The organism is Desulfomarina profundi (assembly GCF_019703855.1).
In the GTDB taxonomy this organism is placed as follows: Bacteria; Desulfobacterota; Desulfobulbia; order Desulfobulbales; family Desulfocapsaceae; genus Desulfomarina; species Desulfomarina profundi.
In genome coordinates this window covers 1,242,939-1,265,375 of sequence record NZ_AP024086.1, presented here as the reverse complement: position 1 = coordinate 1,265,375, position 22,437 = coordinate 1,242,939, and the positions used below count along the sequence as shown (strand labels likewise).

Annotated in this window: 16 protein-coding genes and 2 CRISPR repeat arrays; of the genes, 12 read left to right on the top strand and 4 right to left on the bottom strand. The window is 45.2% G+C overall.

Annotation, left to right across the window (positions count from 1 at the left end; translation table 11 throughout):
- Nucleotides 1-95 precede the first annotated feature (95 nt).
- Nucleotides 96-1,265 (top strand): NAD(P)/FAD-dependent oxidoreductase, encoded by a 1,170-nt coding sequence (locus tag LO777_RS05905; protein ID WP_228856609.1) that lies wholly within the window; start codon nt 96-98, stop codon nt 1,263-1,265.
- A gap of 343 nt (nt 1,266-1,608) precedes the next feature.
- Nucleotides 1,609-2,574: direct repeats of the CRISPR family, unit length 37 nt; unit sequence GTTGCAGAGTATCCTCGCTAAAGAAGAGGATTGAGAC.
- A 239-nt stretch (nt 2,575-2,813) separates the two neighbouring features.
- Here LO777_RS05905 and LO777_RS05900 read toward each other — a convergent pair.
- Genes LO777_RS05900 through LO777_RS05890 form a run of 3 tightly spaced genes read right to left on the bottom strand, consistent with a single transcriptional unit; the run spans nt 2,814 to nt 4,362 of the window.
- Entirely contained in the window at nt 2,814-3,719 is a 906-nt protein-coding gene (locus tag LO777_RS05900) for a type II toxin-antitoxin system HipA family toxin (RefSeq protein ID WP_228856608.1), read from the bottom strand.
- Nucleotides 3,656-4,057: a HipA N-terminal domain-containing protein gene (locus LO777_RS05895; RefSeq protein ID WP_228856607.1), complete on the bottom strand. Its 402-nt coding sequence runs from the start codon at nt 4,055-4,057 to the stop codon at nt 3,656-3,658. Before LO777_RS05895 ends, LO777_RS05900 begins: the two co-directional genes overlap by 64 nt.
- Nucleotides 4,058-4,059: 2 nt before the next feature.
- Complete coding sequence (locus LO777_RS05890) at nt 4,060-4,362, bottom strand: helix-turn-helix domain-containing protein (protein ID WP_228856606.1); 303 nt, start codon at nt 4,360-4,362, stop codon at nt 4,060-4,062.
- 1,052 nt (nt 4,363-5,414) lie between these two features.
- Here LO777_RS05890 and LO777_RS05885 point away from each other — a divergent pair.
- From LO777_RS05885 to LO777_RS05835, 11 genes are all read left to right on the top strand, one after another.
- A complete protein-coding gene (locus LO777_RS05885; RefSeq protein WP_228856605.1) occupies nt 5,415-7,982 on the top strand; it encodes a hypothetical protein in 2,568 nt (855 codons plus the stop codon).
- Between the two features lie 55 nt (nt 7,983-8,037).
- Complete coding sequence (locus tag LO777_RS05880; protein ID WP_228856604.1) at nt 8,038-9,537, top strand: Cas10/Cmr2 second palm domain-containing protein; 1,500 nt, start codon at nt 8,038-8,040, stop codon at nt 9,535-9,537.
- Nucleotides 9,534-11,411 (top strand): RAMP superfamily CRISPR-associated protein, encoded by a 1,878-nt coding sequence (locus LO777_RS05875; RefSeq protein WP_228856603.1) that lies wholly within the window; start codon nt 9,534-9,536, stop codon nt 11,409-11,411. The genes LO777_RS05880 and LO777_RS05875 overlap by 4 nt, the downstream gene beginning before the upstream one ends.
- Nucleotides 11,411-13,036: an RAMP superfamily CRISPR-associated protein gene (locus tag LO777_RS05870; RefSeq protein ID WP_228856602.1), complete on the top strand. Its 1,626-nt coding sequence runs from the start codon at nt 11,411-11,413 to the stop codon at nt 13,034-13,036. The genes LO777_RS05875 and LO777_RS05870 overlap by 1 nt, the downstream gene beginning before the upstream one ends.
- A gap of 1 nt (nt 13,037) precedes the next feature.
- Complete coding sequence (locus LO777_RS05865; protein ID WP_228856601.1) at nt 13,038-15,254, top strand: TIGR03986 family type III CRISPR-associated RAMP protein; 2,217 nt, start codon at nt 13,038-13,040, stop codon at nt 15,252-15,254.
- On the top strand, nt 15,211-15,498 hold the full coding sequence (cas2, locus tag LO777_RS05860; protein WP_228856600.1) for a CRISPR-associated endonuclease Cas2: 288 nt from the start codon (nt 15,211-15,213) through the stop codon (nt 15,496-15,498). The genes LO777_RS05865 and cas2 (LO777_RS05860) overlap by 44 nt, the downstream gene beginning before the upstream one ends.
- 13 nt (nt 15,499-15,511) lie before the next feature.
- Nucleotides 15,512-15,889, top strand: a complete 378-nt coding sequence (gene cas2, locus LO777_RS05855) for a CRISPR-associated endonuclease Cas2 (RefSeq protein ID WP_228856599.1) — start codon at nt 15,512-15,514, stop codon at nt 15,887-15,889.
- A gap of 276 nt (nt 15,890-16,165) precedes the next feature.
- A CRISPR array of direct repeats spans nt 16,166-17,208; the repeat unit is 37 nt; unit sequence GTTGCAGAGTATCCTCGCTAAGGAAGAGGATTGAGAC.
- Between the two features lie 132 nt (nt 17,209-17,340).
- Nucleotides 17,341-18,417, top strand: coding sequence for a CRISPR-associated endonuclease Cas1 (gene cas1, locus LO777_RS05850; RefSeq protein WP_228856598.1), 1,077 nt, complete (start codon nt 17,341-17,343; stop codon nt 18,415-18,417).
- Nucleotides 18,402-19,247, top strand: coding sequence for a reverse transcriptase domain-containing protein (locus tag LO777_RS05845; RefSeq protein WP_228856597.1), 846 nt, complete (start codon nt 18,402-18,404; stop codon nt 19,245-19,247). Before cas1 ends, LO777_RS05845 begins: the two co-directional genes overlap by 16 nt.
- Nucleotides 19,244-20,239: a CRISPR system precrRNA processing endoribonuclease RAMP protein Cas6 gene (cas6, locus tag LO777_RS05840; protein ID WP_228856596.1), complete on the top strand. Its 996-nt coding sequence runs from the start codon at nt 19,244-19,246 to the stop codon at nt 20,237-20,239. Before LO777_RS05845 ends, cas6 begins: the two co-directional genes overlap by 4 nt.
- A gap of 70 nt (nt 20,240-20,309) precedes the next feature.
- A complete protein-coding gene (locus LO777_RS05835; protein WP_228856595.1) occupies nt 20,310-21,950 on the top strand; it encodes a hypothetical protein in 1,641 nt (546 codons plus the stop codon).
- Here the strand turns inward: LO777_RS05835 and fliW are convergent.
- Nucleotides 21,934-22,371, bottom strand: coding sequence for a flagellar assembly protein FliW (gene fliW / locus LO777_RS05830; protein ID WP_228856594.1), 438 nt, complete (start codon nt 22,369-22,371; stop codon nt 21,934-21,936). The genes LO777_RS05835 and fliW overlap by 17 nt on opposite strands.
- Nucleotides 22,372-22,437: the final 66 nt, after the last annotated feature.

Below are 22,437 nucleotides of genomic sequence, written 5' to 3'. Positions count from 1 at the left end.
CATTTTCTGAACTCCAGGATTCAGGTAGGATATAAATACTGGAAACAGAGAAACTTCCCCTTCAAATACCGAATGCATTACATAAAGGAGTTGGAATGGAAAAAATTTTAGTGCTTGGTGGTGGCTTTGCCGGAGTTGAAACCGCAATTTACCTGAGAAAACAGAATTTCGATGTCATCCTGGTCAGTGACAGGGATTTTTTTTATATTTATCCCACCTCTATCTGGATTCCAACCGGTGAAGTGACAACAGAAGATGTTTCCGTACCGCTTGACGCACTCGCTGCCAAACATGGTTTTCAGTTGATCGTTGATCCGATAGTCTCTTTTGAGGCAAGGGAGAAAAGAGTAACCCTTGAGAGTGGACGTGTGCTGGATGACTTTGAGTATATTGTTGTCGCCCTTGGACAAGACAAGATCCGGATGAAGGGAATGGAACATACCCTTTCCATCTGCGGGAAACCGGAAGAAGCAACAGCACTCCATGATCGCCTGAATTCTCTGGTGCAAAAGTCTTCCGGAAAGATAGCCGTAGGCTTCGGCGGGAATCCGAACGACAGTTCCGCCGTGCGTGGAGGCCCTGCATTTGAAGTGCTCTTCAATATCCACAATTTTCTGAAGAAAAAAGGCATCCGAAAGAATTTCGAATTAACCTTCTTTGCCCCCATGGAAAAACCTGGCCAAAAGATGGGGAATAAGGCACTGGTGATGCTGGATAAAATGCTTGCCTCCTCCAATATCAGAAAAAAGGTCGGCTCAAAAATCGTGGAATTTGTTGAGGACGGTATTGTTTTTGAGGATGGGGAAAAAATAGAATCTGATCTTACCATGTTTATCGCCGCCGGCACGGGACATAACATTTTGATGAAATCCGGATTACCGGTGAGCGAAGCAGGTTTCGTGGTAACAAACGAATTCAATGAAATTGAAGGGTTTGACGGCCTCTATGCCATAGGTGACTCCGCCTCTCTTCTGGGACCAGAGTGGAGGGCCAAACAGGGGCATGTTGCTGAGGCGATGGCTAAAAACACAGCTCGAAATATAGTCATCAAGACCAGGGATATTGACGCGCAATACAGTTATAAAAAACACCTGAATATCCTGTGCGTCATGGATACAGGAAATGGAGCCGCCTTTGTTTACAGAAACAATAAGGTTGGCAGGATAATCCCTCTGCCGATTGTCGGCCACTGGTTGAAAAAAGGATGGGGCTGGTATTGCCGAAATTCCAAACTGGGGAAAATACCGCGTATCCCCGGTATGTAATTCCTTCCGGACTTTGCCGGCGGGTGATTTATTGTGGCTGTGTTTCACAGGTAACCAGAAAATAGAAAGCCATAAAACCGTCGCCAATATAGCGTAACCAATTGATAATACGATTTATCAGGTTATTTTTTCCACACTTATGAACTTATACACACAATAGGCACGGTTTTTCACTGATATAAATATGTAATATCCTGTTATCATGCAATATTTCAGATTATTTCGCAAAACAGGATTTTTAAAAAAACCGTTCATTTATCTGGTTAATTTTTTCCAGAAAATTAGTGTCAAAAAGAACACAGTATATTATACTGATTTTACAGGTGAATTGGAACCCGGTGCAGTTGCAGAGTATCCTCGCTAAAGAAGAGGATTGAGACGTACAGTTGTCTACCTCTATCTGCACTCCGTTATGTTGCAGAGTATCCTCGCTAAAGAAGAGGATTGAGACGAGTTTGTGTAAGCCGTACTGTTAATTGTTATTGATGTTGCAGAGTATCCTCGCTAAAGAAGAGGATTGAGACCAATGTTAGCCGCCACATCACCCCTAATCTGAGTGTGTTGCAGAGTATCCTCGCTAAAGAAGAGGATTGAGACCACACCTAACCTGATTATATATCGTTCCAGCGCTGGGTTGCAGAGTATCCTCGCTAAAGAAGAGGATTGAGACATTGTCTTTAATGATGTCAACCATCTTTTCTTCCGTTGCAGAGTATCCTCGCTAAAGAAGAGGATTGAGACAGCTATGCACACGCCTCCTTCGCAGTTTTTGATTTGGTTGCAGAGTATCCTCGCTAAAGAAGAGGATTGAGACCGACTGACCAGTTGCCAATTAGTGGCACTGCCGGAGTTGCAGAGTATCCTCGCTAAAGAAGAGGATTGAGACCCTGAAGTGGCTGCATATTCAGACGGTATTTTGTTGCAGAGTATCCTCGCTAAAGAAGAGGATTGAGACAGTTTGCTCATTACATTTCCTAATTTGTTAAATGCTGTTGCAGAGTATCCTCGCTAAAGAAGAGGATTGAGACATTCTATTAACAGGAGATAATCTTTTTTCTTTATGTTGCAGAGTATCCTCGCTAAAGAAGAGGATTGAGACGTATGCGTAGTATGACTAGGCTCTGTTTTACGTTGCAGAGTATCCTCACTAAAGAAGAGGATTGAGACCCATGAGCTACAGCAACACTACCTTTATAGCCCGTTGCAGAGTATCCTCGCTAAAGAAGAGGATTGAGACTCTTCAAGGTCAGTTGTTTCCGTATCCATTACAAAGTTGCAGAGTATCCTCGCTAAAGAAGAGGATTGAGACTGGTCTTGAAAAAATGGTGAGAATCCTCTGCTTATGGCAATGCACAGGATTGCATAGAGTTATTCAGTCACTGACCGCTGACTGACAGTTAGGTATTTTGATGTTTTTGAGTTGTATCTCAGGAAGATCAGTGGAAAGTTTCTGACAGGAGTTTATAGAATTTCACCGCTCATTGGCTGCGGTGGGAGAATACGGACTGCCGGTCAACGAAGAATTGCCCAGTCACCGACCAATCCGGCTCAAAGAAACGATGTAATCTCTTTGATTGTTGCCTTCGCCACCCCTGCGCGACCTGCAAATTCAGGCCATCCGGCAACAGCCTCTGCCACTTCCCTGAAAATGGCAGATGATCGCCTGGGGGCGATACCTGATTGTTCTGCCAGTTGCAGCATCCGATCTTTTTCCGGTCGCAGCCCTTCACCAAGAACCGTGGTTGTATGTTCTCCTCCCGGCCCCCTGGCAAAGGTCAGGTCATAGGCCGGCGCAAACGACCATTCACCTGTTGTATCATCGAGCAGAAACGAAAAATTTTTCACATGATCATCACGGTTATGGGCCAGAACATTGAAGACCATCAGTCGATATACACGTTCAAGATCCTGGTAGTTACGGGTCAACAGGCTGGTGGCCTTAAAAAGATCGGCATAATCACTCCCCGGCACACGGAAATCCGCATGAACAAGATTGCCAAATGTATGGATATGACGCGTATGGATATGACGCCGGTTATTCCCCGGCTGCCGGTCAAAGCGTTTCACCCCGAAGAAATGGTCATTGTCACCAACAGTAAAAAGCCGGCTCTCTTCCATTGCAATGCCTGCGGCCCCTGCCATTTCGGCATAGGCGTATTCCACAGGGCCAGGATCATCAAAATCTTCACGGGCTGAAAACTTGACAATCCAATGCTCAAAGCCGGGAGGAATTTCCCCTTCTCCTGATACCATTTCCCCGGTATCAGGATGATACCCGACAAGAACCTTGGGCCTGGCGCCGCCGGGGCTGCCGCCTGCCCGTATAAGTTGCGGGAGGATATCTTCAGATTTTCCGGCATACACCTGCCTTGCTTCTTCTGCAAGATTATTCAACCCGGGGAACCAGGTATCATTTTCTCTGTGATCCGCAGGATGATACGTAAGCGCACCCATGGTTCTGCTGCCAAGATAAAGCAGCCTGTCAAGTATGGAAACCGTGAGCGGATCAACCCCCGGCTGCGAAAAAAACGATCCATCAGCAGCAGCCCCCACCCATCCGGCAGGGAATCATCAAACAGGCCGAAAACAGGTCCGAATCGAAAATCCCGGTGCCGGATAAGCCCAGCTTGCAGCGGCAGGGTAAAAGGGGATAACTCCAGCCCGCGGGTAAGCCATTGCTGATCATATTCGAAAAAGATCGAGCCGTCTTTTTCGGCTAACATCCCCACCGGTGAAGATAATTTCGGGCTTTGAGTAAAAAATACCTCTATTTCACGGTATCCGGTTGCCATTATCAGATCCTGCCTCGTTTCGGCACCGGTTTTTCTGCGGTTGATTTTAATTCGGCAAGGCTTTCGGCCTCGGGTGGTTGAAAAAGGGGAGCAAATTCCGGAAGACGTCCAAGGGCATGGGCAAGGCGCAAGAGGTTTTTCAGTGAGATTTCACCAATATCCTCAAAACGTTTTAACGATCCTTCGCTGACCCCGGAGCGGTTGGCCAGGGTGGCCCGTTTATAACCGGCGGTAAGGCGCAGGGTTTTGCAACGCCGGGCCAACTGCGCCTGCATTTCATTGGGTGTAAGGAGATTTGGCAGCATGTATCAAGTATAGCAGAATGGATGTTATTGTCAATATATTGATTATTAAAACACCAAAAAGACCATTACAGATCATATTTTAGCCACAACACCACAACGAATGATCTGTCTGCACCTGTTGCCATAGAAGGATGTCGGGTTCCGTCTCGTTGACTCTCTGGAAGAATTGTAACAGCGTCTCCATTTCGACGATGCATGATGAAGAATTATTTTTCCCTCAATTCTCTATATATAGAGTAAATTTTTCCTACAAAAGCCGCAAATCGGTCGGAAAAGATAACGTCTTTAAAAAAACCGCTGGGAACACAGTATAACCCATTGAGAATACTATTTATTCGGTTATTTTTTTCGCACTTATAGACTTATGCACACAACAGGCACGGTTTTTCCCTGATACACATATGTAATATACTGTTATCATAGAACTTGTCAGTTTATTCCGCAAAACAGGATTTTCCAAAAAACCGTTCATTTATCTGGTTAATTTTTTCCAGAAAAATAGTGTCAAAAATAAAACAGTATATTATACTGATTTCGCAACGAAATTGGAACCGGGTGCAGTTGCAGAGTATCCTCGCTAAGGAAGAGGATTGAGACCAGAGCAGCGTGATGTCGCCGCCCTGGTCAAGGTTGCAGAGTATCCTCGCTAAGGAAGAGGATTGAGACGGAGATCTCCAGCCGGTCGGTGGATTTTTTGTTGAGTTGCAGAGTATCCTCGCTAAGGAAGAGGATTGAGACTTTTTAAAATTTCTCCTAATCACTTCTTTTTGTGTTGCAGAGTATCCTCGCTAAGGAAGAGGATTGAGACACACCGAAATCAGCTGTTCCTCTAATTTTTTTCTGCAGTTGCAGAGTATCCTTGAAATTACTACCTTTTCCGCATTGTCGCTGGTCCCCCCCCTATCAGAACCAACATAAGACAGGTCGGTAACAATTCTTAACAATGGTGGAGCTTCTCTGGTAAAAGTTTTCAATTTTCTAATGCATTAATTTGATAATTCAGCCATAATGCTAAGAATTACAAAAAATATCCAACGCAATGGAACTTTTACATGAACCATATTTCCTACCACACTGTTTCAGTAATCTGTCCTGAAAATGATCTTGAAAGCCATACAATACTCAAGCTTGCAGAGGAATTAGGACTCGACGTGAGGAAATCCCATCAACCATGGGGGGCAAGACTGGAAACAGAACCGGAAGAAACATTCCAGGATCTGAAAACAACCGTCATAATTGTTGAAATCCCAGGACCGGAAAAAGAGGAGCAGTTACGCCGTGAAGGCCATACAATCATTATTGTTGATCACCACCAATATGACGATCTCGATAGAACACATCCGCTTAGCAGCCTGGAACAATTTACAGAACATCTAAATATTCGTTTCAGCGACCCACAGCACAGTGAGATGAAGTATATTGCCGCAAATGATAGGGATTTTCTTTATGGTCTTTTGGAGGCGGGGGCGGATTATGAAACAATGTGCGAAATCCGCAGGAGAGAAAGAGAACTTACGGGTGTTGCACCTGAGCTTTACAACGAAGTCGAGCAAGCTATCCACCATAAATGGTCGTTCGGCGATCTGGAAGTCTGCGTCATTCCCGAAAAATACCAGAAACCTCTTGCGGAAATCATTCGTTTTCCCGACAAAAAAACGTGGCTGGACTGTCAACGTACAAACAAACATTTAATTCTGAAAAAATGTCTTATCATCAGCCATCATGACTGTATCGATCCCACGAGAAACAAGATCACACCCTGTCGTGTTGAGCTATATGGCCCGAACAAATGGCGTGAGCCTATTTACGATATCATAAATGACAAAAGACTGAAGGCCCACTTTAAAATGTGGTACGGCGGCGGACATAGCCGTTTTTTCGGAGCGTTAGCAAGAAGAGATACAGCACCCTGGGACACACTTCTGACCCTTCTCCTGGAATTTTGCCTGACCTCCGGCAGACCTGTACGATCCTGGAACACTACGTTCCTCTTTCCTTTTATCTTGGAAAAAGATGGCGAATCTCAGCAAGTAAAACTTCAAGAAAAAGCCATAGAAAGCCCTCATACCATATCTGATGCCGATTCAACAGCAGCCGCGCTCCATTTTCTCCCCACAGTCAGAAAACTATTTTTCAGTTCTGATAACCAAAAAAGTACACACATAAAAAGAATTGTTCTGCCCCATGAAAATAACCAGCAGAAAGACCAGCTGATTGTCACCCATAAAGAAAAAAAACTATCCGGCACCCCTGAAGAAGCTAAGGACAAATTTAAAGCCGAATTAGATATTGAACATCTGGCAATCTATTCTTTCCCAAATAATAATATCCAGATTCTGTCTTTCAAAGTTTGTCTGCCTGCCATAGAAAAAGAAATAAATTTTGATTCGCTGGAACAGCCTCTCCAACTTTTCGAACAACTGTGCAAGAATAACAATCTCCGCAAAACCCTTCCATTGACAGCTGTCTCCCATTTATTAAAGGTTAACAACCTGCTGCGCATCCTCTATATGACCTTTGTGGCCCAGGAAAGTGAAGGAAAAAATCCTGATACTGTTGAATTAAAGACTGAAGGAAGAAAAATCACCTCAAAATTATCAATGACTGCCACAGGTAATACACTCAAGAATGACCTTGTTCCTCCCATTTCAACTGTGATTGAAACGCTTGTGGGAAGATTGGTTAAGACAGAAAATAAACAAATCGTCCCCCTTTTAGACGACAGGCTCTTTTTGATTTCCCATTTTGGTTTGTGGGGGAATAAACCTGAAAAAAAGGCAGGCCAAGAATATTACGAAGCCCTGTACTCACTTGGACTCTATGTTGACACAGAAGGCAATAATGAACCGGTGGGATATTTATATGATCCCGATGTTGTAAAAACAAGCATTCAAAACAATACAGACAGGCGTTGGTACGGCCCTTCAGGGAACCTTTACGGATATACGAATTATTCAAATATCTACATGGGATTCGGCAGATTTTTTGCCGATGAAATTGCACCCACCATTCACAACCATTACGTTTTTATGGCTCTTCTAACACTGTACCACCGGGTTTCTCTCATTAATTATCTTCATCGGTTATCTCTTGCCAGTGAAGAGCTCATGCCAAAAGTAAACCATTTTGTAACCGCCAACAAAATACAGAAACTGAGAACGGAATTTATTCGCTTTGACAGTATCTTTTTCCATAGAGAAATAAGTGCGGCACTACAGGGTGAAGAACTCTACGAAAAATGTCGTAAAGCAATGAAAGTTGAACAGCTCTTCGAGAAAGTCAGGCAGAAGCTGCAACAACTCGATGAATTTCTGCAGGCACAAAGGGCATCGCTTATTAACAGATATGGATTTGGCCTTGCCATAATCGCTCTTATCCTGACATTTTTGGCAACGTTACAGGCCACACCGAAAAAACTCCTCTTTATTCATTTTTCTCAGATTAAATCAATGATTATCTCTCATCTCCCTCCTGAATTGCTGACTTGCCTCAAAGCATCTTTTTTTACAAATATATCTGTTATCTCTGCTCACTGGATACCGTATATAATCCATGGAGTTTTCATTTTAATCCCAACCACTATTATTCTCCGGCTACTATATAAAAAATTTTTATCATGAGCCCCATTCATTACAAAATAACTGCCAACATAACTCCCGCCGAGGACAAGATACCATGCCAACCAACTACCTGCGTATAGAAGCGGTGAACATTGCCAATTTTATTGAGGACACGGAACAGCTCAGTGTTATTCGGGGCGGCGGCCTTTTGCTCCTGAAAGCAATCCGGAATCTCAAAAAGACTTTTAAGGAAAAAAATCAGCACTTTACCCTGGAAGAAATCAGTACCGGAGCATCTGTCGGACTCTTTAAATTCAGCGCCGATAAACCGGAAGAAATACGACAGCAAGTTGATGATATTTTAAAAAAAGACAAAAACTTATGTTATGCCACCTTTGTTGTGGATATCATCACTACCGATGATGAAAAATTTCGTAATCAACTTGAAAAAGTTATTGCCCGTAATCACTGGAGGCAATATCAGCAACCTACTCTGGTCAGCCCCAAATGGAATGATAAAAATAACATATGGGAATGCTCCCTGGATCGATTGCGCCCGGCAACCACCACAATTGCCATTAAAGCACCTGAAAAAATCGTCTCTCCACCTGTTAAAATTCGCCATGATTATGGCCGGAACAAAAAACACCATTTTTACCAAAATGAGCTGCAACGCACTCTCAATGAAGGGATCACAGACAAGTTCACCCATGACCTTGAAAAACTCACCGCAAACAGCCCAAGCAAGACTCTGCAACATAAAATGGCCGTTATCTACACCGATGGTAACAGCTTTGGAACATTGCAGCAGAAATTTTGCAAAACAGAATATACCCAGAAAAAATTTGATGATGAACTCAACAAAAAAAGAGCTACATTTCTCAGCAACCTGCTGAACTTTGCGAGAAATAGTGACTATTTTTCCATAGCAATCGACAATGAAAAATGTTTACAGATGGAGACTCTTATGTGGGGTGGCGATGAACTCCTCCTCGTAGTCCCCGCCTGGCAGGGCTGGCAGACCCTGGCCCTGCTCTACCAGCATATAGAGACCTGGGACTTTGAGGGAGAACCTCTCTATCATGGCGCAGGAATCGTCTTCTGTCACCATAATGCCCCTATCCATCGTATTACCAGGTTGGCCAAAGAGCTGACAGAAGAAGCAAAGAGTTGTAACAGGAGAAAAAACCTGTTCCAATATTGCGTATTGGAATCCTTTGACTATATCAGCCAGGATCTTCACCATTACAGAAAAGAGCAATTTCCGGGAACCCTTAATTCCGCCCCTCTGTCTCTTGATGGCACTAAGATAGCTGCCATCCAGAAACCGTTCATTCAACTGAAAGAACTATTCCCACGCCGAAAGGTGCATAGCCTGGCCAGAGCCGCCGTTCAGGATGGCAGGGATAACAGTACCCTGCTGTTTGAAAAAGAAATGGAAAGGACCAGAGATGTGGTTGATGAAAAAGCCTTCTCAAGCGCTGAAAATCTAGCAAAGCTGTCATTTTTCAACAATCCGCCTGAAACGGATAAATGCCCCCCATCCATGTGGATTCATATCTGTGAGCTATGGGATTATATTTGTCCAATGAACGATAACGGAGGTGGAATATGACAGCAACAGCCGGAAAAAATCCTGTCACTCGATTGGATATCACCTTCCATATCAAATTAACTCTGGAAGCCCCTATACTCACCAGAGCAACCGAGGCAAGTCCGGGCTTCAGTGAAACTGCAGCTCGAGATCACCTGGGTCGATTGTACCTGCCAAACTCTCTTATCAAAGGTAATCTCAAACAGTATTGTTTGGATTATAATTGGTTAACTGAAGATGAAATGCAGAAATTGTTCGGTTTTAAACCTGAAACCAGCACCAACAATCAGCCGGGAAGAGGCTTGCTCCACTTCTCTGATTTTACCTGTGAGAACCCTCCCGACCATGGGATTTCCACCCGTATTGAAATTGATTCCGACCGGGGAGCTGTCTCTTCCGGTCAACTTGTCTTTATGGAACTGCCATTCGCACCGGGCCGGGAAGTTGTCTTTACCGGAATAATCAGAGCGGCAGCAGAAAACGACGAAGAATTAAAAAAACTGTTTCATACAATCAACACCGTATTCAGGCTCGTTCCGGCCTTTGGCGGTCAGCAGGGTATCGGATATGGCAGACTGAAAAAAGTGACGATTGATCATAAAAGCAAGGAATTTCCGCAACCTCCCCCACTGGAAAAGATACAGACATGCGATGGTTTGTTCAACCTCTCTCTCACCCCGCTGGCACCTTTCTGTCTTGCAGGGCACCTGCCCCTGAAGAACAGATTCGAGGGAGAGGAAATCATTTCAGGTGGGGCTATCAAGGGAATTATGGCCCATACCCTGAACCGCATCACCGGCAGAGATATTAACTCACCCATTGACGGCTCCCTGCCCCTACCGTGGACAGAGCTGGGAAAACATTTCAGCCGAATTAAAATCAACCATGCCTTTCCGATTGAAAGCACATCGGAAAGCGGACCCACAGACTATTCATTTCGTCCAAAACAACCACCATTAACTACAGTACGGGCAGCTGACAATACCTATGATATCGCACTAAAATCCGGCCCCGGTCTTATTGCCGGAAAGGCCCCCTCCTTTGCTGCCGACTGGAAAGGCAGAGACTGGCGAGCGGTAAAAAGACACTTTGGCTGGCCCGAAAATCTGCGCAGAATTTTAAGAGTTCGCACTGCCATTGATAGTAAAAGGCGCCGGGCAATGGAAAGCGAACTTTTCGCCATGGAATGTATTGTTCCCGACAACCACGAATGGCTCTGCCAGATCGATCTTTGCTACAATGAAAACCCTGTTATTGCCGATCCTGAAACAAGAAAACGTATATCCAGTCAGCTCTGCACCCTGTTTGAATATGGTCTCTTCGGCCTTGGAAAAACAAAGGTTGAGTTGAAAACACAGCTCACTGCAGCAAAACCTCACCCGCTGGAATGCAAGCCACTTTATCGCACAGATTCGCCCGACAACCCCCTATGGATTATCACCCTCCAAACCAATGCTATGATTGTTCACCCAAAGGTACTTGCAGGCCCGGATAACTGCACCTCTGATAAACTGACCAGAGAATACCAACAATACTGGCATGAAATAGACAAAGATCTACAACTCGACAGGCACTTCAGCTGCCAGGTCCTTTATGGCCGCTATTTATCCCGGCGTTTTCAGAAAGGAAAACCATATAATCCATATCTCCTCGTAAAAGCAGGTTCGGTCTTTATTCTTTCTTCACAAGGCAACAAAAGGGCCACTAAACGGATTGGTGAAACACTGGCTAAACTGCAAAAAAACAACCTGCCCCTGCCGGGATGGGCAGGTGACATCTACGGAGAACCGATTGACTGGCAGAACTGTCCATGGCTGGCAAAACACGGTTTTGGAGAAATATGCGTCAACCTGCCGTTTCACGGTATATCATGTCCTGAATGGGAGGATATATAATGGCACATGAAGAAACAGCCACATTTCAAACACGATACCACATCAGCGCATCCATCATCCTTGACAGCTCTCTCCATATCGGCAGTGGAGAAACAGACACCCGTTCCCTTGATGATACGACAGAAAAATCCCAGGTATCAACAATAGTCAGGGACTATAGAAACAAACCCTATATCCCCGGCTCCACCCTGCGGGGGCTGCTGAGGGATCTGATGGAGCACAACCAGAATATCACAAAAGATACGATTAAAGCACTCTTTGGCACAGGTGAAGAGAATAATGAATGCGGTGGCAAACTTCGATTTGCCAATGCCTATTTTAATGAAACACAATCCAACCTGTCAAAACCTGACAATGAGCATATTCTTAAAGAGGATCAAGAAGATTGCCAGGGACTCCTTTTAAAAAAGATTGATATCAAAGAGTATAAACGCCGCCACTGGGATGAAAACAGATGGAGCTGGATTATCAACGGTGTTGCCATTGATCGTTGTACCGGTAGCGCGGCAGAACACCGCCTCTTTTTTTATGAGGCCGTACCGCCCGGTACGGTCTTTACTCTTGGAATCGAGGCAATAGGGTTGGGTGAAGATGATATTGAATTACTTTTTAAAACCCTCTCTTTTTTAAAGAAAGAAAACAATCTTATCCTGGGTAGAGGGCAAGCTGTCGGGTTTGGTAAATGCCATATAGGGGATGATATCTGCCTTCATGGAATTACCGATAAAAATGCTCTACACAAATGGCTGGAAAACCATTCCGCTGCCGGACTTAATTCTCTACCGAAATTAAGTGCCCCGGGAATTAACACTCCATTGGCCCAAAAAAACAATACTGTAACCCTGCACGTCACCTTAAAATTTAACGGACCCTTGCTTGTAAATGATCCCTCTTCAACTTACAAGAACCCCAAAAAGAACGAAGCAGGGTTGGGTCATGTCTATCTCAGTGACCATAAAAATAGAATTTTTCTGCCCGGCACTTCCTTTAAAGGTGCGTTCCGCTCCCAGATGGAAAGGATCGTTCGTACCATGGGGGATAGAATTAATGGGAAAGTCCTCTCACCGCAGGAATCTTCTAACCTTGCCTGCTATCCATCTGGAGAAAAAGAACTCTGCTGCCCGGATATTAATAAAAAAGACGATATTGCTGAAAAGCTTTGTCTGGTCTGTAGAATCTGTGGCGGCAGAGGCTACCGTTCGCCCCTGATGGTGAGTGAGTTTAGCGCAAAAGAAGGAAAAGAAGGGGAACTCAGATTGCAGGATTTTGTTGCCATTGACCGCTTTACCGGCGGCGTTGCCGGAGACAAAAAATTCAATGCCCTGCATCGTGAAGACCCTGAACTCACCGGCTCCATAACCCTGGATTGTGATCGAATTGATGAGCCACTGCTCGGGCTTTTTTTCCTTACCCTGCGTGATTTGATTGAAGGCGATATCGCTTTTGGATATGGAAAGACAAAAGGGTTTGGTTACTGCACGGCGGAGGTTACTCTAAAAGAAGAATCAAATAATATGTTTCCTTCCCAATCTCTTTCTGAAGACGAAGCTTGGCTTGCAGCTGCTGTCCCTCAAGTAAAAGAATTGGAAAAAATAATTGAAAACACCTTAACCAAGGAGGTGTAATATGACTTTCCATTATCCATATCATTTTGTTCCGGTCACTAAAACCAACAAAAAACAATCACTTCAACCAGATGGAATTGCTGTCAACGATATTCTGAATAAAAAGAAACTCAATTTTGCCAATCTAGGTACAGCCTGTCATGATCGCTATCATTCAAATACACACTCCGGAACTTTAACCTGTATTCTAGAAACCGAAAACGCAATAATAATTGGCGGCCGGCATGAGCCTACCGCTACCGGCCCTACCATCATCCATCCTTTTGAGATCAAAAACAAACCCGCTATCCCCGCATCAACTCTTAAAGGATGTATTTCATCCCTTGCCGAAGCAGCAAGCAATTCAGCCCTGCGTGTTTTGGAAAACAAAACATATACAAGAAGGGCAACAACTCATGAAGCTCTTTCTGCGGTCGGCCTGATCGTAAAAGAAAATGGACAATTGCGCCTTCTTCCCCTGGCATTACCAACACTGAAAAAATCAGAACAAAATCCTAAATATTTCCAAATTCCTGAAAATTACAAAAAGATGTTTTCACATACACCACCTCGATTAAAAACATATTGTTACAACAGGGAAAATTTAAAAAATACACCAAAATCATATTCCCTTAAAAACCAGCAATTTCACTGGCTCACACCCATCGGAAAATATTCATATGATAAAGGTGTTATTACTCGTGTAGCAAAAGGCAAAGAGGTTGGTCCTTACCTTCTTGGTTGCGCTATAGATACTTCAACACCACCTATAAATTGCAAAATAGAAGGGAGAGAAAGAGTTATTTTACGTACTTTTTATTCTGAATCCCGACAAAATGAAATCCCTGGAAATAAAAAATACGAACTGGCCTTACCATTCCCTGAAGGGATAGAAAGTGAACAAACATACGAAATAATGCCCGAAGCCATCGCGAAATTTACACGTCTTGCCAAAGAAAGAGATACAGAAAACAAGAGAAGAAAAACGAAAAATGGTGAAGAGCATGATATGCTTCCATTCACCTTAAAAGGCAGCAATGATTTTATTGATCGCCAACCAAAATATTCCATTCAAGAAAGAGATATTGTCTTTTTTGAACCTGATAAGTCTGGGGGAAAAGTGGCTGAAATTTCTATTTCTCAAATCTGGCGTAAAGAAATTGACAATGAAGATACCCAACACCCTGCTTCAACCCATGATTTTTTTTCCCAGATTGACAGCGAACTGCTACCAATAAATCCAAAGCGAAATAAACTCAGCCCTGCAGAATTACTTTTTGGCTTTGTTGAGGAACCAGACGGGAATCAAACCCCAAGTAAGATGCGATCACTTCTTGGCAGAGTTAAATTTTCAGATGCAAGAGCATATGACTCTCCTGATCAGGGTTATTATTTAAACAGTCGAACGCAATTAACACTTAATATTTTAGCCTCCCCCAAACCACCATCTCCTTCAGTTTACTTTCGAAAAACAAACCTCCCCAATAATATAGAAGGTTTCGCTAACAATACATGCTATATCAGTAAAAATGAGCTGAAAATTGATTCGACACTTCGTCAGGGGTACATTCCCCTGGGGAGAAAACAGTATCTCCACCATAAAGGCTTTGTACCCAAAAATGCTTCAGACAACAATAAAAAGCTCAAAAGCAAAGTCACACCTATCAACCCCCGCTGTAAATTTCAATTTAAAGTCAGGTTCAACAATCTTACTGACGGAGAACTTGGACTCCTTATTTATTCCCTTTCACCCAATAAGAAATTTCAACATAAAATTGGAATGGGCAAACCCCTAGGTTTTGGCTCTGTTTCCATACGGATAAACAAAGTAGAGTTATTAAACAGACAACATCGATATAGCTCAAAGGGCCTTAATGCGAATCGCTTTTCCCATATTTATTCTAATGATTGTCCAAAAAATTTAGAAGAGTATCTTAATATACGGAAATCATTTTTCGCAGGGGAAAATTGCTCAACCACAATACAGAAAGATGCCTTGGAGCTTATAGGCTGCAATCCCTGTTCTAACATTAAATACGGCCCTGGGAATCAAAAAGAGGAAACTTACAAATGGTTTTCAAAAAATGATCGCCTCAAGAATCAAGAGGATAAACAAGGGTTAATCCCATTAGATAAATATAAGAGTAACAGTTCCACGAATGAACCTCCTCTTCCCAACTTCAGAGGATTCCCCCATGCAAAAAAGAAAACCAATAATAATCGCCTACGATATCAGTAAGAACAAGCGGCGTTACAGGGTCCGGAAGATTTTGAAAGAATGGCGGCTGGGTGGACAGAAGTCGGTATTTGAATGTCAGTTGACCCTGGCAGAGGCGGAGGAGCTTTTTATGCAACTTGGGCAGGTGATGGATCTTGCCACCGATCATCTGCTGATGGCCTGGGTTGAACCCGGGCGCAAAATTCTCGGCCGGGGAATTGGCCGAAAATCAAACCTGCGTGGTAAGTTCAGGCCATTCAGTTAGACAGGGGGAGGAAATGAGACCTCGATCCGGCTGGTACCTGCTGGCCTATGATATCGCCGACCCGAAAAGACTGGGCAGGGTTTACCGGCTTTTAAAAAAAGAGGGCATCAACGTCCAGGGTTCAGTTTTTTTTGTCCAGGGCAGTGAAGATGATCTGAATAAACTGCTTTCACGGCTCGAGGTTCTGATTCTGGCGAAAAAGGATGATATCAGAGCTTACCCCATCACCAGACCTGGCGATGTCTGGAGCTGCGGCACCGGGAGATCGTCCGAAGCCCTGATCCTGCCGGGTAAAGGCCGGAAAGGACATAAAAAGGTTGGCGGAAAACCTCAGGCAGCCAGTAAAAACTGGAAAGAGAAAGTTCTTGCCTGGTTTACTTTTAAAAAATAAACGTTCTCCTGTAAGGTGAAAACCAGTCAACCCCATGATTTTACAAATGATCAGGTTATTTTTTCAGCCCTTATGAACGTATACACATAACTTGCCCTTTATTTTACATCGAAAACTCTTTAACATATTGTAATTTCACTTTTATTTATAACGTTCCGATTTAGCGGAATTTCAAATAAAGTGTTCGTTTATCTGGTTAAAAAATTGCTGAAAAATAGTGTCAAAAAGAACACAGTATATTATACTGATTTTGCAACGGAATTGGAACCGGCTGCAGTTGCAGAGTATCCTCGCTAAGGAAGAGGATTGAGACCCGAATTTCAATTCGACCACCAGAATGTTCAACCGTTGCAGAGTATCCTCGCTAAGGAAGAGGATTGAGACCGCAATAATTTCACGGAATAAATAAGGGTCTCTGTTGCAGAGTATCCTCGCTAAGGAAGAGGATTGAGACGCATTCCTGTTTGCCGTATACAACCAGTTGGGTTTTGTTGCAGAGTATCCTCGCTAAGGAAGAGGATTGAGACACTCATATTTGGATCTATACACTCTGCCACTACCTGTTGCAGAGTATCCTCGCTAAGGAAGAGGATTGAGACATAACCGACGTATGCCGGTTGACCTCAGCTCATTAGTTGCAGAGTATCCTCGCTAAGGAAGAGGATTGAGACATCCACAGCCAAGAGGGGTTGATTCACAACAAAAAGTTGCAGAGTATCCTCGCTAAGGAAGAGGATTGAGACTGACCACATTGCGCTCAATGACTGGATATTATTAAAGTTGCAGAGTATCCTCGCTAAGGAAGAGGATTGAGACAAAGAACAACTCTCCTCAAGCTGCAAGAACAGTGCTTGTTGCAGAGTATCCTCGCTAAGGAAGAGGATTGAGACACCTATTTTGTAATCTCCATTCTTTATGATAAGAGTGTTGCAGAGTATCCTCGCTAAGGAAGAGGATTGAGACCATTGTAGTTTTTCCTGATCCGGCAGGGCCGGTAAGTTGCAGAGTATCCTCGCTAAGGAAGAGGATTGAGACCTCCTATAATGAAGGTACCAAGAGCATCTCCGTAGTTGTTGCAGAGTATCCTCGCTAAGGAAGAGGATTGAGACAAAGAATTGTGCTGGAGTCCAAAGCTTTTCTTGTTGCAGAGTATCCTCGCTAAGGAAGAGGATTGAGACGGTCCAGTCTTTGCGACAAATCCAACATATTCGGTTGCAGAGTATCCTCGCTAAGGAAGAGGATTGAGACATGCATCTGTTAAACCATTCCTAACTCTTTCAGTGTTGCAGAGTATCCTCGCTAAGGAAGAGGATTGCTTTTATTCATTCCAGTGAATCTTTCCACCCATATCATTTTCCCTCTTGACGGACGACCATCGTCGCTCTATCCTTAGTCAGGCAATAAGAATGCAGCTGCAACCTTGAATGCTGGGCAGGGAAGGAGAAACGGCTATGGGAGAGATTGTGGTACTCCTTGATCATCGGGATATCGTGGTGAAGAGTGAGGGGCAAGTACTGAGAATTGATCGTCCCGGCCGTAAACCGGAGCGGGTACCGATCAATATGGTAGGCCGGGTGGTAGTATATGGCAGCCCTATGGTCTCCTGTGATGTCTGGCGCAAACTGGCAGACTGCGGTGTTCCCGCCATCCTTTTCCCTGGCAGAGGCAAGGGTGGCCCCGCCTGGCTCGGCAGCGGTCTCTCCACCTCTGTTATGGTTCGTCTGGCCCAGCACAAGGGTGCTGCTTCCCCAACTGTTTCCACTGAAATTGCCCGTTTTCTCATTGACAGAAAACTGGCTGTGCAGGAAAAGCTTCTGGAGCTGCTCTGTCGCGATGACCAGGATGAAACCCTTTGCTCTCTTTTTGCCGAAGAAATCGTGGAAAAAGCAGCCGCAACGGGCGAGATTCTCCGCCGGTGTCGTCTGGCTGTGGAAGAGGCGGAAAGCATCGAATCCATCAGGGGGCATGAGGGAACGGGCGCTACCGCCTGGTTTTCCTTTCTGAGCGAAATCCTTCCCCCAAAATGGCATTTTACCGGGCGCAACAGACGACCGCCCCGCGATCCGGTCAATGGCCTTCTGTCCCTGAGTTATACCATGGCGTTATCCGAGGTGCGCCAGGTTGTGCAACTGCGTGGGCTTGACCCCTGTGTCGGCTTTATGCATCTGCCGAGAGCCGGACGAGAATCACTCCTGCTCGATATCCTTGAACCATGTCGACCGGCAGTTGACGGTTTCGTCCTTGAACTGATCCATCGCGATCTCACGCCTGAACACTTCACCTCCTCCAAAAGCAACGGAAGCAGATTGAATAAAAACGGCCGCGCTATATATTACAGCCGATGGAGCGAAAGACGGTTGAACTGGCCGGCATGGCATCTGGATTTCGAAGAATTTCTCTCTGAACCGGCCCCGGCCGATAAAACAGATATTACACTGCGCAGCGCAATACATGCAATTGTCCGCGATGTAACCGGTATTCTTCCCCAATACCAGACTTCTGAAGGTGATACATGGGAAAGCTGCTGAAAGATGCCGCCTCTCCTCAGGTTCTCAACCACGCATGGAAACGGCATAAAAATGATAAAACCATGTGGGATGAATCAGTTCCAGCCGTGGAAATGCGCAATGATCTCGTCTATCATATGCTGCAAATGTCAAAAGAACTGGCAGATGGTACTTACCAGCCCGGATCCGTGAGATTATTTCCTGTCAGTAAAGGAGACGGGAGACAACGGATAATATCCGCCCTGACGCTTCGTGACAAAATCGCCCAGAGAGCCGTACTCACAGTTCTGGAACCGATCGCCGAAAAGACGTTTCACCATGACAGTTTTGGTTACAGACCCGGCAGAACCATTGATATGGCCCTCTCCCGTGTACGTGAATATATACTCTGTGGCGGGAAATGGGTTGTTGATGGTGATATACAACAATTTTTTGATACTATTCCCCATCGTCCACTGCTGAAAATTCTCCGCCGGCTTATTCCCGACCCGGAACTGACAGCTCTAATCGAACGTTGGCTGAAGGTTGGTACTCCCAGGACAGGTTTTTTCGGCAAACGAAAAGGAATTCCCCAGGGTGCTATCCTCTCCCCTCTACTCTGCAATATCTTTTTGACCAATTTTGACAATCACCTCGCCAGCCGTAATCTCTCTTTTGTCAGATATGCTGATGATTTTCTTATTTTCGCCCCCAACGGGAAGGAGGCTCATAACGCTCTTGGCTGCGCCGACCAGGCATTGCAACAACTTGGCCTGAAATTGCACAAGAAAAAAACCAGAGTGGCAGAAGCAGGACCGGGTGTTGTCTTTTTAGGAAAAAAGCTTCCGAAACTCAGAAAAAAAATCGTATGAACACCACCAGTTCCATAACCAACCCCCTGTTTAATCTTGAAACGGGACGATTCCGATTTATCTGCAAACGAAACAGCAGGATAGAGTTCAACAATGATTTCTGCGCGAGGCTGCGGGGCAGTATTGGTTTTCTGATTAAGAAAAACTGCTGTGTTTACAAAAATTTTCGGGAGCGCTCCTGTCCGGAATGCCTGCTGTCCCATTCCTGCTCATATCCGCAGCTCTTTGATCCCCCACTTCCTCCCCCGAGGGTCGACGCGAAAGGCATATTGCGGATTGGCCATCCCCCGCCACGGCCTTTTGTGCTTTCAGCAGTTGAAGACAGTGATGATAATTCTCTTTTGCAAGTTGAGTTCTGCCTGTTTGGCCCCGCGCTTAAGGAAGCCGCTTTTTTTCTGGATATGGCCGGCAGCAGTCTTTTATCCATCCACAGCGAGAACCGACCATTTCTTACCGGAATTGTCGATTTTCAACCACTCACGCCCGGCTCCTGTGCAAACACGCAAGGGGAAACATATATCCATTCGCTGGCCGAGTGGATCGCCTGTGAACATGTTCATGGCAAAAATCCGGATGCCTGCCGCAGGGTTACACTTTCTTTTCGCAGTCCTCTCTGCCTGGTGAAAGCAGGAAAAAAAAACCTGCCCACCGTCTTGCCGGAAATCCTCCTGAAAACAGTGGTCAGAAGACTGCGTGACCTGAAAAGGGCCTACGGAAAGGATACCAATATGGGAAAGATTGAAAACCATATCTTCAAAAACCTGAAAAAAATTTCCTGTGTTGGAAATAATCTCCACCCTGCCACCGGAGTCCGCTATTCCTATCGACAGGAAAAGTGGATAAACCTGCCTGGTATTACCGGAAAAATTGTTTATAATACCGTCCATCCGGCCCTGCTTGTATTTCTGCAATGCGGGCAGATCATCCAAATCGGCAAGGGAACGTCCTGGGGACTGGGAAACATGCAGATTGACTGCACCCGAAACCCGTGACGGTTTCGTGATGCTGTATTGAGCAATCTTCGGGAAATACGGAAAAATCAACAGATAATACCAAACTGCCATGAAACGAATCCAGACAGCGTTCACCCCGACCGGGCAATTTGTTTACGGTATCCATAAACCTTCTTTTTTTGTGAAAAACCTGCGGGATACAACAGCAATTTCCACCCTTGGCATGGACGAAAACAACCTTCCCGTTGATAACGGGCAAAATTATCCGGATGATGATTTTGAGGTGGAGAAAAGCGACTGGATCTTTGAGATTCCCAATGCCTTTTTCTTTCGGGGACGAACTTATATCGACAAGGAATGGGCGGACAGGAGTGCAGAAAACCTCGACAGGATCAAAATCGACCTACCCGAAAAAGTTTCCTTCACCGATCTTGTTGCAACGTCCGGCGCAAAAGCGGATCTCCTGGAAAAACTTCCCGCCCCCCTGCTCTATGCCCTGGCCACCTGCTCCACGGATCCGAAAGATCTGGTGCGGCTGGCGAGGCTTTCTTGCGAAATCATAGTTGATGAACGTGAAAATCCCGTGGGACTGCGTTACCGGAAAGAAGCGGCAAACATATCGCGGCCTGTAATTCATAACCATGATCTCTTTGAGGCTGTGGCTAATAACCCGGCTTTGCCCGATGAATATAAAATTGTCATGGTCATCCGTCCCGGTGCCCAGGGAGGCAGTGAAATTGTAGGTGAATGGCCGAAAGGCAAGGAAGACAGTTCAGGGGCCGGAAGCCATGTTTTTGAATATCTGCGGAGAAACTCCTATATTCCCTGGGGCCATTACGCTGCCAATATGGCCGATGATGCCATCCGATATTGTATCCGGGACCTTGGAAGTGAAGATATAACAGGGTTGCGCCATCTCTATTATCAGCGGAGCTTTGTGCGAATCGCCCATGCCCTGGCCCTGGCCTCCCATAACACACGGAGAAAATTGAATAAAGAACAACTTGAAGAACTCAGAAAAGAGATCATCCATCATCCTGACTTTCCCACACTTGGCGTTTCCACCTTGTGGGGCTGGAACTTCGGTTTTGATTTCGCTCCGAGCGGCTATCGGCTGCACGCCTCCCACCAGCAGATACACCAGCAGTACGCCATGATTCCTGACACTGTTCCCGCTTACTCCGGGTCCACGGAAAAGAGTGTGGGTGAACTCTCCTGTTATAGCTGCGGCGACCTGGTGGCAGACTGTATCAGGGAATACAGAAAAGAGTACGGCAGTGAATTTTTCAGGGATTATGAGAAGGCCATAGCCGGTAATAAACGAATGGATGATCGCCCTGATCTTGAGGCCGATCTGGTTATCTGGCAGGATAAAAATGTGATGCTCTTTGTGCCCAAGGCCCAGACATCCCAGTGGGAGATGCAGCTTATGACCCTGCCGGACAGGAACGGCCGGGTGGCCGGAAATATCTTTGAAGCGGATACGGCGACCCGCAACTCCCTGGACAGCGGGATTCTCACCGCCCAGAAGATTCTGGCGGCCCTGGGAGCGCGCATGGTGACCACCATCGAATTTCCCAAGAGATGTGATCAGGACTCAAAAGAATTATACCAGCCGCTGCTCTACAGCTTCCTGCCAAGACTGCCCCAGTCACCGGGAGCCTTCAGCGAGGCCCAGTACCGTTTTATCAACGGTCATTATCCGGAGGATTTTGCCGCCCGCTGCCGAATAATCACTTCTTCTCTGTGATAATGGTATTGACGGAGGATTTCTCAATTACCTTCTGCAGGCCAAGACGGTTCTTTGGGTTGATAATAACGGGACCGGCGATATTGGCATGGAGCCCTCCCGGCTGATTTTCCCCTTCCCCGTGTTTACTCAGGATTAGAAACACACCAAGGTCGGCAGAACTCTTTGCCTTGAGCAGCTCCTGCTCTTTTTCCGTCAGTTCCAGTTGATAGCTGATGCCGTACTGTCCCGGGTCCACAAGAGTAAAGGTGACTTTCGGGGAATCACAGGATTCGAGCCAATAGGCAAGAATATCATTTTCTTCCTTGTGAAAAAGAAGGTAAGTAGTGTATTTTTCAAAACCCGGAATACCTTCGGGAAAAGTGAGTATTTTTTCTGAATCGACTGCGTTTCTTTCGGACACGGCACCGTCTATTGTCATTGTAAGCTCCTTTACCAATGAATAAGTGGTATATTTCACTTAGCTTATCAGAAAAAACACCTTGAA

What these genes read in the sequence shown, in the direction of transcription:
- LO777_RS05905 (WP_228856609.1), top strand. Translation starts at nt 96, where the DNA reads ATGGAAAAAATTTTAGTGCTTGGTGGTGGCTTTGCCGGAGTTGAAACC.
- LO777_RS05900 (WP_228856608.1), bottom strand. Translation starts at nt 3,719, where the DNA reads ATGGGTGCGCTTACGTATCATCCTGCGGATCACAGAGAAAATGATACC.
- LO777_RS05895 (WP_228856607.1), bottom strand. Translation starts at nt 4,057, where the DNA reads ATGGCAACCGGATACCGTGAAATAGAGGTATTTTTTACTCAAAGCCCG.
- LO777_RS05890 (WP_228856606.1), bottom strand. Translation starts at nt 4,362, where the DNA reads ATGCTGCCAAATCTCCTTACACCCAATGAAATGCAGGCGCAGTTGGCC.
- LO777_RS05885 (WP_228856605.1), top strand. Translation starts at nt 5,415, where the DNA reads ATGAACCATATTTCCTACCACACTGTTTCAGTAATCTGTCCTGAAAAT.
- LO777_RS05880 (WP_228856604.1), top strand. Translation starts at nt 8,038, where the DNA reads ATGCCAACCAACTACCTGCGTATAGAAGCGGTGAACATTGCCAATTTT.
- LO777_RS05875 (WP_228856603.1), top strand. Translation starts at nt 9,534, where the DNA reads ATGACAGCAACAGCCGGAAAAAATCCTGTCACTCGATTGGATATCACC.
- LO777_RS05870 (WP_228856602.1), top strand. Translation starts at nt 11,411, where the DNA reads ATGGCACATGAAGAAACAGCCACATTTCAAACACGATACCACATCAGC.
- LO777_RS05865 (WP_228856601.1), top strand. Translation starts at nt 13,038, where the DNA reads ATGACTTTCCATTATCCATATCATTTTGTTCCGGTCACTAAAACCAAC.
- cas2 (WP_228856600.1), top strand. Translation starts at nt 15,211, where the DNA reads ATGCAAAAAAGAAAACCAATAATAATCGCCTACGATATCAGTAAGAAC.
- cas2 (WP_228856599.1), top strand. Translation starts at nt 15,512, where the DNA reads ATGAGACCTCGATCCGGCTGGTACCTGCTGGCCTATGATATCGCCGAC.
- cas1 (WP_228856598.1), top strand. Translation starts at nt 17,341, where the DNA reads ATGGGAGAGATTGTGGTACTCCTTGATCATCGGGATATCGTGGTGAAG.
- LO777_RS05845 (WP_228856597.1), top strand. Translation starts at nt 18,402, where the DNA reads ATGGGAAAGCTGCTGAAAGATGCCGCCTCTCCTCAGGTTCTCAACCAC.
- cas6 (WP_228856596.1), top strand. Translation starts at nt 19,244, where the DNA reads ATGAACACCACCAGTTCCATAACCAACCCCCTGTTTAATCTTGAAACG.
- LO777_RS05835 (WP_228856595.1), top strand. Translation starts at nt 20,310, where the DNA reads ATGAAACGAATCCAGACAGCGTTCACCCCGACCGGGCAATTTGTTTAC.
- fliW (WP_228856594.1), bottom strand. Translation starts at nt 22,371, where the DNA reads ATGACAATAGACGGTGCCGTGTCCGAAAGAAACGCAGTCGATTCAGAA.